Raw genomic sequence first — 13,284 nt, 5'->3', positions numbered from 1 at the left:
TTCGGCGCATCTCTCAGCTTTCGCCAGAAGTCACGACAGACGGGGCGCGCTTGTGGACCTCCTACCGACGCGCTGCGGTTTGAATGCCGCCTACTCCATGAGTGGCGCTCGTTTCTTGACAGCGCTCGCCGCCGAAAATTCTTAAGCGAGCCCAGCACCCTTTCGGTTCAACTACGCAAAAAGGAAGGGCCGGATTTGCAACCGGCCCTTCGCGGACGAGCAGGTTAGGAGTGGGAGGGTCGGCCTGTCCGTCCTTGGGGTCAACCTTCGACGGTCACGGTTCCCATGCGGTAGCCGCGCTCGGCCATTTCCTCGATGTAGTGGAAACGCTCTTTGCGCAGCTCGACGCCGTACTCTTCCCAGGCATCGCGCTGGTCCTCGATATCGCTGGCGCGGCGAAGATCGCTCGCGAGTTCCTTCTGCGCTTCGGTCACGTCGATGCGATAATCGAACCACAGGCTATTCTGGATGCCGGCGATCGGGCTCTGGATGATCAGCTTTTCCTCTTCGCGAGCAAAGGCTTCTTCGTAGAGCATCGGGGCGGCAGCCTGAACTGCAAAGCTCGAAGCGAGGGCCGCAATGGCGGTGGCAAAAACAGTCTTCTTCATCCGAATTCTCCTTCAATCGTGGACCGGGTTCTCCGGCCGGTCATGAAGGGAACGAAACGCGCTTGTGGTTTAATCCACCGAACCCGAACTTTTTTCCGATGCTTTGAATCTGGATCGCTCGCAAAGCTGGTGGCGTGAAGTGGGCCGTAAGCGGTTCGTCCGGTTTTCGGCAATTGCGTAACAAAAGCGGACCTTTGACAGGAAAACCCAGCTTAGTTTTTCGACATCGCAACCATTCGATGACGTCGCCCGGCCGGTGCATTGCCTAAAGATCCGATCTGACCGACGTCCGCGCGAAACCCCAGAGCAATTTCGCCCAATTATGCGGAGCACGAGCCTGCCCTCGAACAAACGCGAGCATGTCATCGAGACGCTCCCGATCATACAGCCGTCCGTTCTGGAAGACAGCTCGGATGGTTCGTGTGTTATCGATATTCTGTAGGGGATTGTCGCTCAACAGCACAAGATCGGCTCGTTTCCCCACTGTGACAGAGCCGGTCGCGTCTTCAAGACCAACGTATCGCGCTGCATCAATTGTAGCGGCGCGGAGCACTTCGGCCGTGGTTAGACCTGCTCGAATCAGATGCGCCATTTCGTCGTGATAGCGAAACCCGCCGATCACGGTGTCGGTGCCGACCAATATCCCGACCCCGCCATCATGCGCTTGCGATGTGAGATGCAGGCCATGATCGAAATCGGCATTTAGGGCACGTTTGCCGCGTTCACCGGGATAGCGGTCGCGAGTGCCGCTCAAATCGTCGTTATACGCCCAGCGTGAGAGCGGATCGAGATAGGCAAGCCTGGGATCATCGATAAAGTCCGGATCGGTGGCGCGCGCGTCTTCCTCCCGCGTCGTATGGGTGGGGACGATCCACGCTTCGGCGCTCGCGAGAGCGGCTATCGCTTCGTCGCAGCGAGCCGGATCGTAGCCAGTGACGAACAATTCGGTCAGCGCTGTATCCGAGAGGTCATCCAGTTCACCCTTGCGCCAGGCTTCGACTCGGTCGAAGCAATGGCGTGGCAATACGCGCGCGTGTTCGAAGCTGATCTGCCCGGCCTCGATTGCTTCCGGAAGACTGACAGCTTTGGGCAGATGGCCCACCAGCCTCAGCCCCCGCGATTGCGCTTCGTCGGCTGCCGCGAAATAACTGTCCGGGCGCAGGCGGTTATAAACCTTGATCGCGTCAAGGCCTCGCTTCTTATAAAGACGCACCCTCGCGACTGCTTCCGCCGGCGTCATATCAGGATTTTCGAGATAATAGCTGCCTGTTTCAACGAGATGGGGCGCAGCGAGGCGCCCTTCCGCGCTTTCGTTGTTCCAACGTCGCTTGTCTTCGACACAGGCAATCAGGCTGTCCTCCTCTTCTGGACAGTCCATCAAATCCCGAACGCTGGTAACGCCATTGGCCACCCAGAGCGGCAGATGCATTTGCGGCGACGACTGGAAAGTGTGGACGTGCATGTCCCAGAACCCCGGCACCAGATATCCGCCAGCGCCCTCAGTCACCCGTTCGCCCTCAACCGGTGCGAGGTTCGGATCGATTGCGGCGATAACCCCGTCGCGTATCCGCAGGTTGGTAAGTTGGCTGGTCTCGCCCCTTTCGACGTCGATGATATGAATGTTCGATATCAGCCTGTTTTGCGACGCGTCTGGTAGAGGAGCAGAGCGCTGAGGCCAAGCTACTGCCACGAAGAAGAGCGCGACGAGGATCACGATCATCAGGCCTAACGCTTTCCCTGTGACGGTGGCCGCCTTCTTCACTTGTTGTCTCCAGATAAAGTTATCCGAGCTTCGAAATGCTCGTCCGCTTCGCGCACGCTTAAATCCCAATCCAAACGCTCGCAGAGGCGCTCGACTATGGTCAGACCCAAGCCGAAGCCAGGGGAGATGTCTGCTGCGATAGAATTGCTTATGACAAATGTGCCGCCTTCGGCCCGAAATCTTATCGCTCCCGACCCGCTATGACGGAGTGCGTTGGCGAGCAGATTGGAGACGATTGCTTCCACCGCCTCAAATGGCGCAACCGGCATCGGATCGTCGCCGGTCGCTTTGGCTAGCGTTTGTCCCCGATGCTTCGCCAGAGGCGCGAACTCAGCGCACAGTTGATCCCATATCGCGAATAACGACAGAGGACTTTCTGCGACCGGGGCGGTTTTTGCGCCGAGAAAGAGGGCTGCGTGCGATGCACGGATCAACCGCGAGATCGCGCGACTAAGCCGCTCCACGGCGACGATATTTGCCGTTTCGCCGTGAAGGAGCGCGAGGCTCGTTCGGGCCGATTGCAGCGGTGTTCTCAGTTCATGCGCGAGGAAGCTGACGAGCTCCTCCTGCTGTTGCAAGGTCTCGCTTCGCTCATCCCAAACATCGGCATGAACCGACAAGAAGGCATGCATTTCATCCATTTCTTGGCTGGCGGCGAGAGTGCGAACTTCTCCGGGCGTCCGGCATCCGGCAAGGTCATTCAGAAGTCGCTGGCCCTCGATCCCCGCCCGCCGCCCCAAAATGCGTGCGACGAAGACTGCGACTAGTACGAAGGCGAGCAAGCAAGCGAGACCAGCCAGCGCCGCGTGTGCCATGTTCGGTCCGACGACCAACGCATCCGAAACGTCATGCAGGAGATATTGGCGTTCGGCCCTTTCGCCGATTACAAGCACATGGACATAAGAACCATCGGGCCTGCGAAACTCGCGAATGTCGCCATTTTTCGGCGAGACGAACTGCGCGCCGATATCGATCGGCAAATTGGATTCGCGAAAGAGCGTGAAGTCCGAAGGCAGCGATGTCGCATCCCTCGTGCCGCCGCGCACTCCCATCGCGGTGTTTAGTAATTGTCCGTCGATTAGCCTGTCTTCGACGACATAGGCGGTGATGGCCGCCAGCCCGAGCGCCGCCGCTCCCGTCAGCAGCGTGAAAGCCAGCCAATACCGCAACAGTATGTCGCGCAGCCGGTGCCTACGCATCGCCTTGCCACCGGTATCCGAGTCCGCGCACCGTCCTGATCGGATCGCTCCCCAAAGCCTCTTTCAGCGCGCGGCGCAGGGCATGGATATGTGCGCGTAGCGGATCGCTGTCAGGCGTGTCATCGCCCCACAAGAGCGCGTTGAGGCGTTCTCGTCCCACAGTGCCGGGACTTGCCTCCATCAATGCTCCGATGATGCGCAGGCCAGACTTCTGCAGATGCATTTCGCGATCCGCACGTCGAAGAAGCCCGGTCGTCCGATTTAATGCATATTCACCGGCATCGAGGCGATCGTCAAGACGCTTGGTCGCCGTCCGACGCAGCGCCGCTCGTATGCGGGCCAGAAGTTCGGCAGGCTCGAAGGGCTTAACGATATAGTCCAGCCCGCCCGCTGCAAATCCTGCCAGCCGGTCGTCCAGATGGCTACGCGCGGTCAGGAACAGTACAGGTGCGGGAAGGTGGCCTTCATCGGCGATAGCCCGGCAGAAGGCAATGCCGTCTCCATCCGGCAATTCCACATCCAGAAGGATGATATCTGGATCGGTTTCCGAGAGGCAGCGCCGCGCATCTCCGAGCGAGTAGGAGAAATCCACCTCAACCTCGTGCGTTTCTAGATATTCCGACAGCCCTTCCGCCACATCGAAATCGTCCTCGATCAACAACACGCGGATCGACCAATCCTCGTCCAACTTGCTCAATGCGCCAGACTCTGCAGTTCGAAGGCCCGCCATAGTTCCCATTCCATTGCTGCAATGAGGGAATGAAGCAGGATCAGTCGCTTGTCCGCATCCGGTAACGCCTTCCGAGTATTCTTCGCCGCTTCGAGTCCCTGTTCATAGTAACTTGCCAAGACCTCTATCGCTTCCTCTTCCCGCGTTGCCTCGCGTTGAACGGGTTCATGTCCCATCGCGCGAACCATCTCCTCGGCGACCGACCAGGTCGACCAAGGATTCTGCCCTGTCACGAGACGCCCGTCGACCACAGTGTGGTCGAGGTATTTCTGCGCTTCTGTATAATGGCTGCTTTGATCGCGCAGAGCATCTTCTAGGAGAAATGGAAAAACCTCGCCTGCGTTCGGAATGAGAAAAATCTCCTCCTCGTTCGTGAATCCCGCAACCGACTTATCAACCAGGAAGGGCGTGCCATCACTCAGCCGAGCACCGACTAGGGCAGCGGGACCGTGGCACACCGCGCCGACCACGCCGCCTCGTTCGTAAATATGGACCGCCAGATCCTCTGCCTCGGGATTGTTGCCGAAATCGAACATCGCGCCCTTGCCGCCCACGAAATACACCGCATCATACTCGCTGCTGTCCACATCGGTAAGGCGCCGGGTAGCATTGACGAGTCGCTGCGCTTCTGGATCGTTCAGAAACGCATAATCCGCTTCGGTCAGCTCTTCATCAATGTTCACTGGCGCACGACCGCCCTGCGGGCTGGCGATCTCCACGTCGTATCCATTTGCTCGGAATACGTAATATGCTCTCGCAAGCTCTGTAAGCTCATAACCAGCGTTGATCGCATCCCCGGCTGTCGTAGTGCTGGTGACCACGGCAAGGATGGTCCCGCGCTTTTCCTGAATGCCATCGGAGAGGAAAGCGAGTTGACCCGGCATCGTCCGCGGATCGGCTAACCTTTGGCTGCTCAGGTCGAGGCTGTTCCACCAAAGGGCACCGCCGAGCACAAAGGCGGCGAACAAAACCAGTGTCGCCTTAATCACGGTTCTGAGAACACTTTTCATGAATATCAGCCATCCTGGGTTGCGTTGAGGATGGAATATCGGATCAATGTAAAATGAAACTCAGTCGGTCGTGCTTAGCCTCACGTGACTTTGAAAATGCGAACCGCAAGCTAATAGCGCTCCATTACCTCCTAAGCCACTAATGGGAATATCACAGATGGGGCCGAATGCGGAATGTCTGCATACAGTAAGATTATCGTGCAAAGCCGCCGCTAAGCATCACAAATGCTGTTGTCAGCAACTCGACGATGATTTGACCCCGGCATTCGTCGCGCTATGGAGCTGCTGCAATGCAGCAATACCCGCTCGCACCTCCTCCTTCGCTTGACGAAATCCGATCCGATGGTGCCGCGGCATTGTTTCTCGATTTCGACGGTACGCTGGTCGATATTGCACCAACCCATAATGCGATCGAGGTCCCTGCGGATTTGAGCCGGGATTTGGAGTATCTTTCTTCCCGGCTAGAAGGCAGGCTCGCGCTGGTTTCGGGTCGTTCGCTGGAGGACCTTGCTTCGCACATCGGAGAACTTGCCATAGCCCAAGCGGGGTCGCATGGCGCGGATAGCAGGCTGGCTGATGGATCGCGGATAGGCGCTGAACCGCGCACCATGCCGCTAGAAGCGGTCGAGCAACTCAAAGCACTTGTCGAAGGCGACGATGGACCAAGCCTCGAAATCAAGACCCATGGCGCCGCGGTTCATTACCGCGCCCGGCCCGAAATCGAGGATGAAGTCATCGCAGCCGCCAGCGAGATTGCCGCTCGGCACGGACTTGCCGTCAAGCGCGGAAAATGTGTTATCGAACTGCTGGCCGACACCAGGAACAAGGGCAATGCGGTTCACTCCTTGATGGCCGAAGCGCCTTTTGTCGGATCGCGACCGATCTTTATTGGGGACGATTTCACCGACGAGGACGGGTTTGCTGCAGTAAAGGATTTCGGGGGACTGGGCATATTGGTCGGGGGTTCACGCGAGACCTTGGCTTGCTATCGCCTAGAGAGCCCGCACGAAGTCCACCGCTGGCTTGGCCTGGAGATAGAATGACAAGCAGCCTCGAACTCTGGCCGATCGGCAATTGCCAGGTCTCCGGCCTGCTCGATACGACCGGCTCGATCGTGTGGGGCTGCGTACCGCGCGTCGATGGAGATCCGGTGTTCTGTTCGCTGCTCAACGGAGATTTGCGCGATCAGGGGCTGTGGCAGTTCGAGCTCGAAGGGCAGGTCAGCGCGCGACAAGGATATATCCGTAATACTCCCAACCTGTTGACCACGCTCGAGGCGGAAGACGGCAGCGCGGTCGAGATTCTCGATTTCTGTCCGCGCTTCGAACGTTCGGGCCGGATGTACCGTCCGGTTGCTTTCGTGCGGATCGTGCGGCCGATAGCTGGTAGTCCGCGCATCACCGTGCGGCTCAAGCCGATGCGCGACTACGGAGAAAAACTCGCCAAGGGAACCAATGGTACGAACCATATCCGCTACCTCGTCGGTGACCAGGCGCTCCGCCTCTCGACCGATGCTCCGGTGGGCTATGTGCTTGAGGAGAGAAGCTTCCGCATCGAGCAGGATACGCATTTTTTCCTCGGCCCGGACGAGCCATTCGTGGGCAATCTGCGCGAAGAAGTACGCCATATGGAGCAGCTCACGCGCAAATATTGGCAGCACTGGGTAAGGGGCCTCGCCACGCCCTTCGAGTGGCAGGACGATGTGATCCGCTGCGCGATCACGCTCAAGCTGTGCCAGCACGAGGAAACGGGGGCGATCGTGGCGGCGCTGACCACTTCGATCCCCGAAGCCCCGGGCAGCGAACGCAATTGGGATTACCGCTACTGCTGGATTCGCGATTCCTATTATACAGTGCAGGCGCTCAACAGGCTGGGCGCGCTTGACGTGCTAGAGAAATATCTCGGTTACTTGCGCAATATCGTCGACCAGGCTGCAGGTGGGCAGATCCAGCCGCTTTATTCGGTGATGGGCGTGGCCGAACTGGAAGAGAATATCGCGGAAGAGCTCGCGGGCTATCGCGGCATGGGCCCCGTGCGGGTCGGGAACGCCGCCTACAAGCAGGTGCAGCACGATGCCTATGGCCAGATCGTCTTGCCGACGGTGCAGGGTTTTTTCGACCGGCGTCTGCTGCGGATGGCCGACGAATCTGATTTCGAAAGCCTCGAGCAGGTGGGCGAGATGGCCTGGGCGATGCACGACCAGCCCGATGCTGGCTTGTGGGAGTTTCGCACCCGGCAGGAGGTGCACACCTATTCAGCGGTGATGAGCTGGGCGGCCTGCGACCGGCTCGCCAATGTCGCCGAGCGCCTGGGCAAGGAAGATCGACGGACTTTCTGGCAAAACCGCGCCGACGCAATTCGCGAAAAGGTACTCGCCAATGCCTGGACCGAGAATGGAGGAGAGAGTCATTTTACGGCCAGTTTCGAGAGCGACTATCTCGACGCCAGCCTGCTGCAGATGATCGAACTAAGATTCATCGATCCGCACGATCCCAAGTTTGTTTCCACCTTCGAGCAAATCGAGAAGGCGCTGCGGCGCGGCGAACACATGCTGCGCTATGCTGCGGAGGATGATTTCGGCGCGCCGGAGACTGCATTCAACATCTGCACCTTCTGGCTGATCGAGGCGCTGGCGATGTCCGATCGCAAGGACGAGGCGCGCAAACTGTTCGAAGCAATGCTGTCGCATCGCACGCAATCGGGGTTGCTGAGCGAGGATCTCGACTTTGAAACCGGCGAGCTGTGGGGGAACTTCCCCCAAACCTATTCGCTGGTGGGTATTATCAATTGCGCTGGCCTGCTGTCCAAGAACTGGAATACGATCCGTTGACCTGCTCATGAGCCGTCTTGTCGTAATCTCGAACCGGGTCGCCGTCCCCAAGGCGCGGGGGGCGGCCGGTGCGCAGGGCGGATTGGCAGGCGCATTGCTCGCCGCGCTCAAGCCGCAAGAGGGATTGTGGGTCGGATGGTCGGGAAACGAAAACGACAATCCACCGAGCGCGCCTCATATCCAGACCAATGACGGGGTCACGACCGCAACCATCGATCTGCACCCGCAGGACGTCGAGGAATACTACAACGGTTATGCCAATTCGACACTATGGCCACTATTCCACTACCGGATCGACCTGACCGAGTACAGCCGCGAGACGGGCAAAGGCTATGAGCGGGTCAACGACCTCTTCGCCAATGCGGCAGCGCCGCTGATCGAGCCCGACGACTTGGTGTGGGTGCACGACTACCACTTCATTCCGCTGGGCGAACGGCTGAGGAACCAGGGCCTGAAAAACAAGCTCGGTTTCTTCCTCCATATTCCTTGGCCGCCGACGAGGCTGCTGGTGTCGCTACCGTACCACGAGCGGTTGGTGCGCGCGTTGCTCAAATATGACCTGATCGGCTTCCAATGCACCGAATGGCTCGAAAGTTTCCTGCATTATTGCGTCAAGGAGCTGGGCGCACAGGTGGATGAACGGACCGGCGAGATTACCATCGAGGGTCGAACGACCACGGCGCGCTCCTATCCAATCGGCATCGACTACGAACATTTCATGGAAGAGGGCCGCTCGCGCGAAGCAGGCCAGGCCGAACAGCGCATCATTGCCAGCACGCGCGACCGCACGGCCATGATCGGGGTCGACCGGCTGGACTATTCGAAAGGCCTTCCCGAACGACTGGAAGGGCTTGCTCGCCTGTTCGAGCGCTATCCCGAGCGTGTGCGCGACCTTGTCTTCATCCAGATTGCGCCGCCCAGCCGGGAAGATATCGGTTCCTACCAGCGCATCCGTGAGACGCTTGAGCAGAAGACCGGCGAGATCAACGGCGCGTATTCTCAGATCGATTTGGTGCCGATCCGCTACGTCAACCGGGGACATTCGACGGCCGAACTCTTCGGCATATATCGCGCCTCCAAAGTCGGTTTCGTCACGCCGCTGCGCGACGGCATGAACCTCGTTGCCAAGGAATATATCGCAGCACAAGACCCAGACGATCCCGGAGTCCTGATCCTCTCTCGCTTCGCTGGGGCAGCTCAGCAATTGACCGAGGCATTGCTGGTCAACCCGCATAGTCCGGACGAGCTGGAATCGGCCATCCGCACCGCGCTCGAAATGCCGCTGGCCGAACGCAAGACCCGCTGGAACAAGCTCAGCGAGTGCGTCCGCAACGAGAATATCTCCAGCTGGACCGCGAGTTTTTTGGGCGACTTGCGTGATGCCAACTTATAGCGCGCGGCGACCGCCAGCTTCGCGGAACTAGAGGCGACTACTTTGGTCGAACACTGAAAGTCAACTCGTTGAAGGCTTTGGGGCAATAACGGATGATCGTCGACCCACGATTTCTGACGTCAGCATTGCGGAACAAGCCCGGCCACCTGCCGTTCTATTGTTACGCAGGGCCATCCTGCGTCGAGCGGCCTGTCTTCACGTGCTGACCCTCCCAACGGTGGGCAGGTCGTTCGCTTCCTCTACCGATGCACTGTTAGGTTCGCGGAGATCATTTTGCGTTGCAGCAAAGAAGCGTGAGCTGAGTCCCGACTATAGTTTCCGCGCCTGATGATTGCCTGGCGCGACGCTGCCAAAAGAAGCGAGTAGATCACGCTCTCCCCGAATTTCGGAACAGTAAAGTCGGTTCGCTCGTAGATAGGGTACACCGATGGCGCGCAAGATGCCGTCGCCTTAGTTTCGACAAGCCGACATTCTCCATTTGGAGCATCCGCCATCGATCCTTCCAGGAGGAGTAAATGGCAGAAACGATTGAGAAAAAGCAGAAGCAACATGTGATGCTGTCCCTGCGCGAAAGAGCTGGAGAGGACCCGTGTTTTGCAAGAGAACAAGGCCCGGACCTGGTTTCATCGACACATGTGACAGGGACTGCGGTCTATCGACCGAATGGCACCAAGATCGGCCGTGTCGATCGCGTGATGATTGGAAAGTACAGCGGTCAAGTTCAATACGTATTGATCAGCTTTGGAGGGTTCTTGGGCATCGGTGCCGAGTTAAGACCAGTTCCTTGGGAAGCGCTCGTCTACAGCAAGGATCTGGGGGGCTTTGTTGTCTCCGCGGAAGACGATGTTCTCGAGTCAAGTCCCTATCTCGAAGGGAACGAAGAACCCAATTGGAGCAGCGCCTACGGGCAGTACGTCTTCACGCACTGGGGACTGGCTTACTGAACGATGGAGCTTATTCTTCTTATGGAGAGAAGTCGCGTAGAGTAGCGCATCTTCGGCGCCCAGCCCTCTGCGCCAAGCGGTGACAGACAGCGAGTGCTCCTTAATCTAATCGAACACGGAGATGACCAAAACAATGATGCTCAAATTACTCAGCAGCGGCACCGTCGGTCTTCTCGGCTATTTGATTTGGTGGAAGCGTAGGCAGCCAAGAAACGCGGCGTATGCCGACCATCAACCTCAGTTTAGTCATAGAGACGTGCGTGATGCAGGGCCACAAGCTATGCGTGATCCGACCGACCGAGAGTGGACCGAAACTGATCAAGACCTAGATGAAAGTTTTCCCGCGAGCGATCCGCCTGGCGGATATTGAGCGGGCGCGCCTACTATCCCACTGCCGCTACCGAGGTGCTCCTGTCAGCTTGATCGACGGACGGCACACGGATCATCTTGAATGATGGAGTGTGGCGCCAAGTTAACGCGGCGAACCGCCGGACAAGCTTCTGCCCTTCATAGTCAGTCTTCAGAAAAATGCCCCGCCTCAAGCCTTGCCAGGGGCGGGGTTGCCAAGTTGAAGGCCAAAACAAATGCTCGGGCCTTTCGGGTCGCATTTTGACAGCTAAGCGATCGATGAGTGGTGTTCAAGCGGGAAGGACTATGCCGCCCCAAAGTCGCACTTTTGCGGCGAGTGTTGTTAATACCGATTATTTTGGCCAACTCATCCAGCGAGTGCGCGGGCAGTTCGATCGATCCGGCCGTTACAGCCGAACATACTGCATTTCCATTTCTGTCAGCAACCCTCGCCTTCCAGATCAAAACTACGAAAGGCGATCATTACTCACTCAATGGTTGAAGCTTGGGCCCGTTAGGCAACACGGCAAGTCCACCATCGTCGTCAGCTGCGACTGGCGTTCCGTCAATAAGCTGGTAGCTCCGTTCTCCGGAAATCCAGTGAACGCCTCCCAGAGCCTGAGCCCGTATATATTGCTGGGTTTCCTGGACGGTATGAACGGCTCCGTCAGGAGCTTTCATTCTTCGACTTGTGGTGATGGTCTTCTTCAATGCTTGCCTTCTGCGCTTTGAACGGCGCGACCGAATTGCTTTTTCGAAACCAATCCCTCGGTCGTCCGGCGACGACTAAATCGATTCTGCGGGCAAGAGCGCGACTGCGTTCGCGCCCTTGGCGGCCTGCAGGAATGTTATCTTTTGTGCGATTTCATCGGCCTTGGCATTAAGTTCATCTCGGTCACGCGCATGCTCTGCGGCGGAAGCGTCGATGAGTGTGCGCTGGTGGAGAGAAAATAGTTCATTCAAATGCATGCTCATTAGCATAGCATAGAATGACTGCGCCTCGGATCGATCCGTCCTTCAAGCTGAACGTACTACCGCGCAATAATTGCGCAATCCCGCCTTCGAAGACTTCAAATGGCGCGAGCGCTCAGGGCGCACTTGGATTGGAGGGGAGGCAAATCGGTGGTGCACCAAATTCGAAATCAATTCAGCGCATCTGAATGACCAACATTATCGCGATCAGTATAGCAAAGCCTATCATGATGAGTTGGTAGCCGCGTCTCATTGGATTGCCCAAAAATCATCCCCGAGACGGGTCAGCTCTGCCAGACGCTTATCATCCTCATGGAGAATTGCTTTTCTGCCCTTGGGTTCATTTTGCAGCACATTTAGCGCGGCAAAGCTGCTGATCGCATCGAATTCCATGCGTCGTGCCGGACCGAAATCGTCGTCTTCGAATATGAGGGTATAGGTGGGGATAGTGGTGCTCCTGCATCCTCCTGGATGCTTCGGCATGTCTTGTTCCCAGAGACCGGAAATTGGCGGCGAGAAAAAATCTATGACCTTGAGCCTCAAAACATGTCGTTCGGGATTCTCCACCAACAGGCTCAATCAGGTAGCTAACTGCTTATAGCATGATCGAGAAGTGATCGCGAATCGGAACAAGGAGCCCGCAGAGTTCGCGCGTGGAACCAATGCTTGAAAATGGAAACCGGTGAAGCGATTCTGGGATCAATGCGAAAATCCAACAAAGGGATGATTCTGCTATGTTTTCCTCGAGTGCGAAAACGGGGCGGAGGAACGATCATGAGTGCCAAGGATTCAGTTTCAATGCGCGCTAGTCGATTTCGCGTATGCCAAAAAGAATCGAAAAGTATTGGCTAAAGGCGGCTACTAAGTTCGCGCAGAAGAGCAGAATCGAGAACTGGCTTCTCCATCAGCACGCTGTGCTCGACCCCTTCTGTTTCCCAATCGGCTTGGCTGTCCCCAGTCATATAGATGACCGGTAGCTTTTCCAGTATCGAACGGGCGTGGCGGGCTACACTCCACCCATCGGCACCTTCGCCCAGCCGTATATCGGTGATGAGAGCGCCAAGCTTGGCTCCCAGCTGATTGATCAGATTGTTTGCTGAAGATGCATTTGAGGCTGTCTCGACTGCATAACCTGCGGTTTCGAGCGTGTCTTGCAGGGCGATCCGGATGAGCGGTTCGTCCTCCACGATCAGTATGTGCGGTGGGCCCGTCATTTCATACCCGTATTCATTGCGCCCGATTCGTCATAGAATCGCCCGATAAGCGGTCTGGTTCCGTCCCATTCAAGAATGACGCAGCATGTTGCAAAATCGACACATAAGGAATTATCTCTGCAAATGAGCACATTCGAACTAATCGTAGCTTCCCAATTGTCGTGCTCTGGTGGTTCATTCGACATCCTATCTGAAGAGGAGTAAGTTCACATGGCCGAATGAGCGGGACCGTATCGGCTGACCGGATTGAACCATCGATCCGGTGACATTTGTC

General features: G+C 57.3%; 12 protein-coding genes. 4 read left to right on the top strand and 8 right to left on the bottom strand.

What is annotated here, in order from left to right:
• Positions 1 to 260: 260 nt before the first annotated feature.
• The 5 genes from P7228_RS01610 to P7228_RS01590 all read right to left on the bottom strand — a co-directional run bounded on the left by P7228_RS01610 (position 261) and on the right by P7228_RS01590 (position 5,309).
• On the bottom strand, positions 261 to 608 hold the full coding sequence (locus P7228_RS01610) for a hypothetical protein (protein WP_278016485.1): 348 nt from the start codon (positions 606 to 608) through the stop codon (positions 261 to 263).
• A gap of 265 nt (positions 609 to 873) precedes the next feature.
• Positions 874 to 2,370, bottom strand: coding sequence for an amidohydrolase family protein (locus P7228_RS01605; protein WP_278016484.1), 1,497 nt, complete (start codon positions 2,368 to 2,370; stop codon positions 874 to 876).
• Positions 2,367 to 3,569 (bottom strand): sensor histidine kinase, encoded by a 1,203-nt coding sequence (locus tag P7228_RS01600; protein ID WP_278016483.1) that lies wholly within the window; start codon positions 3,567 to 3,569, stop codon positions 2,367 to 2,369. Before P7228_RS01600 ends, P7228_RS01605 begins: the two co-directional genes overlap by 4 nt.
• Positions 3,562 to 4,257 (bottom strand): response regulator transcription factor, encoded by a 696-nt coding sequence (locus tag P7228_RS01595; protein WP_278016482.1) that lies wholly within the window; start codon positions 4,255 to 4,257, stop codon positions 3,562 to 3,564. Before P7228_RS01595 ends, P7228_RS01600 begins: the two co-directional genes overlap by 8 nt.
• 5 nt (positions 4,258 to 4,262) lie before the next feature.
• Complete coding sequence (locus P7228_RS01590) at positions 4,263 to 5,309, bottom strand: type 1 glutamine amidotransferase domain-containing protein (protein ID WP_278016481.1); 1,047 nt, start codon at positions 5,307 to 5,309, stop codon at positions 4,263 to 4,265.
• A gap of 290 nt (positions 5,310 to 5,599) precedes the next feature.
• Here P7228_RS01590 and otsB point away from each other — a divergent pair, with 290 nt between their 5' ends.
• The 4 genes from otsB to P7228_RS01570 all read left to right on the top strand — a co-directional run bounded on the left by otsB (position 5,600) and on the right by P7228_RS01570 (position 10,476).
• Positions 5,600 to 6,352: a trehalose-phosphatase gene (gene otsB / locus P7228_RS01585; protein ID WP_278016480.1), complete on the top strand. Its 753-nt coding sequence runs from the start codon at positions 5,600 to 5,602 to the stop codon at positions 6,350 to 6,352.
• Positions 6,349 to 8,139: a glycoside hydrolase family 15 protein gene (locus P7228_RS01580; protein ID WP_278016479.1), complete on the top strand. Its 1,791-nt coding sequence runs from the start codon at positions 6,349 to 6,351 to the stop codon at positions 8,137 to 8,139. Before otsB ends, P7228_RS01580 begins: the two co-directional genes overlap by 4 nt.
• 7 nt (positions 8,140 to 8,146) lie before the next feature.
• Positions 8,147 to 9,532 (top strand): alpha,alpha-trehalose-phosphate synthase (UDP-forming), encoded by a 1,386-nt coding sequence (locus tag P7228_RS01575; RefSeq protein WP_278016478.1) that lies wholly within the window; start codon positions 8,147 to 8,149, stop codon positions 9,530 to 9,532.
• Positions 9,533 to 10,047: 515 nt separating this feature from the next.
• Positions 10,048 to 10,476: a PRC-barrel domain-containing protein gene (locus P7228_RS01570; RefSeq protein WP_278016477.1), complete on the top strand. Its 429-nt coding sequence runs from the start codon at positions 10,048 to 10,050 to the stop codon at positions 10,474 to 10,476.
• Positions 10,477 to 11,610: 1,134 nt separating this feature from the next.
• Here P7228_RS01570 and P7228_RS01565 read toward each other — a convergent pair.
• The 3 genes from P7228_RS01565 to P7228_RS01555 form a co-directional block, all read right to left on the bottom strand.
• Entirely contained in the window at positions 11,611 to 11,787 is a 177-nt protein-coding gene (locus P7228_RS01565; protein ID WP_278016476.1) for a hypothetical protein, read from the bottom strand.
• Between the two features lie 258 nt (positions 11,788 to 12,045).
• The gene (locus P7228_RS01560; protein ID WP_278016475.1) at positions 12,046 to 12,375 is read right to left on the bottom strand and encodes a hypothetical protein; all 330 of its coding nucleotides are present in this window, start codon (positions 12,373 to 12,375) and stop codon (positions 12,046 to 12,048) included.
• 269 nt (positions 12,376 to 12,644) lie between these two features.
• Positions 12,645 to 13,010 (bottom strand): response regulator, encoded by a 366-nt coding sequence (locus P7228_RS01555; protein WP_278016474.1) that lies wholly within the window; start codon positions 13,008 to 13,010, stop codon positions 12,645 to 12,647.
• Between the last annotated feature and the right edge of the window lie 274 nt (positions 13,011 to 13,284).

The organism is Altererythrobacter sp. CAU 1644 (genome assembly GCF_029623755.1).
Classification (GTDB): Bacteria; Pseudomonadota; Alphaproteobacteria; order Sphingomonadales; family Sphingomonadaceae; genus Erythrobacter; species Erythrobacter arenosus.
This window is presented reverse-complemented; position numbering and strand designations above follow the sequence as displayed.

Excerpts from the sequence above, each read along its gene's own strand:
- P7228_RS01610 (WP_278016485.1), bottom strand. The coding sequence starts at position 608 with ATGAAGAAGACTGTTTTTGCCACCGCCATTGCGGCCCTCGCTTCGAGC.
- P7228_RS01600 (WP_278016483.1), bottom strand. The coding sequence starts at position 3,569 with ATGCGTAGGCACCGGCTGCGCGACATACTGTTGCGGTATTGGCTGGCT.
- P7228_RS01590 (WP_278016481.1), bottom strand. The coding sequence starts at position 5,309 with ATGAAAAGTGTTCTCAGAACCGTGATTAAGGCGACACTGGTTTTGTTC.
- otsB (WP_278016480.1), top strand. The coding sequence starts at position 5,600 with ATGCAGCAATACCCGCTCGCACCTCCTCCTTCGCTTGACGAAATCCGA.
- P7228_RS01580 (WP_278016479.1), top strand. The coding sequence starts at position 6,349 with ATGACAAGCAGCCTCGAACTCTGGCCGATCGGCAATTGCCAGGTCTCC.
- P7228_RS01575 (WP_278016478.1), top strand. The coding sequence starts at position 8,147 with ATGAGCCGTCTTGTCGTAATCTCGAACCGGGTCGCCGTCCCCAAGGCG.
- P7228_RS01570 (WP_278016477.1), top strand. The coding sequence starts at position 10,048 with ATGGCAGAAACGATTGAGAAAAAGCAGAAGCAACATGTGATGCTGTCC.
- P7228_RS01555 (WP_278016474.1), bottom strand. The coding sequence starts at position 13,010 with ATGACGGGCCCACCGCACATACTGATCGTGGAGGACGAACCGCTCATC.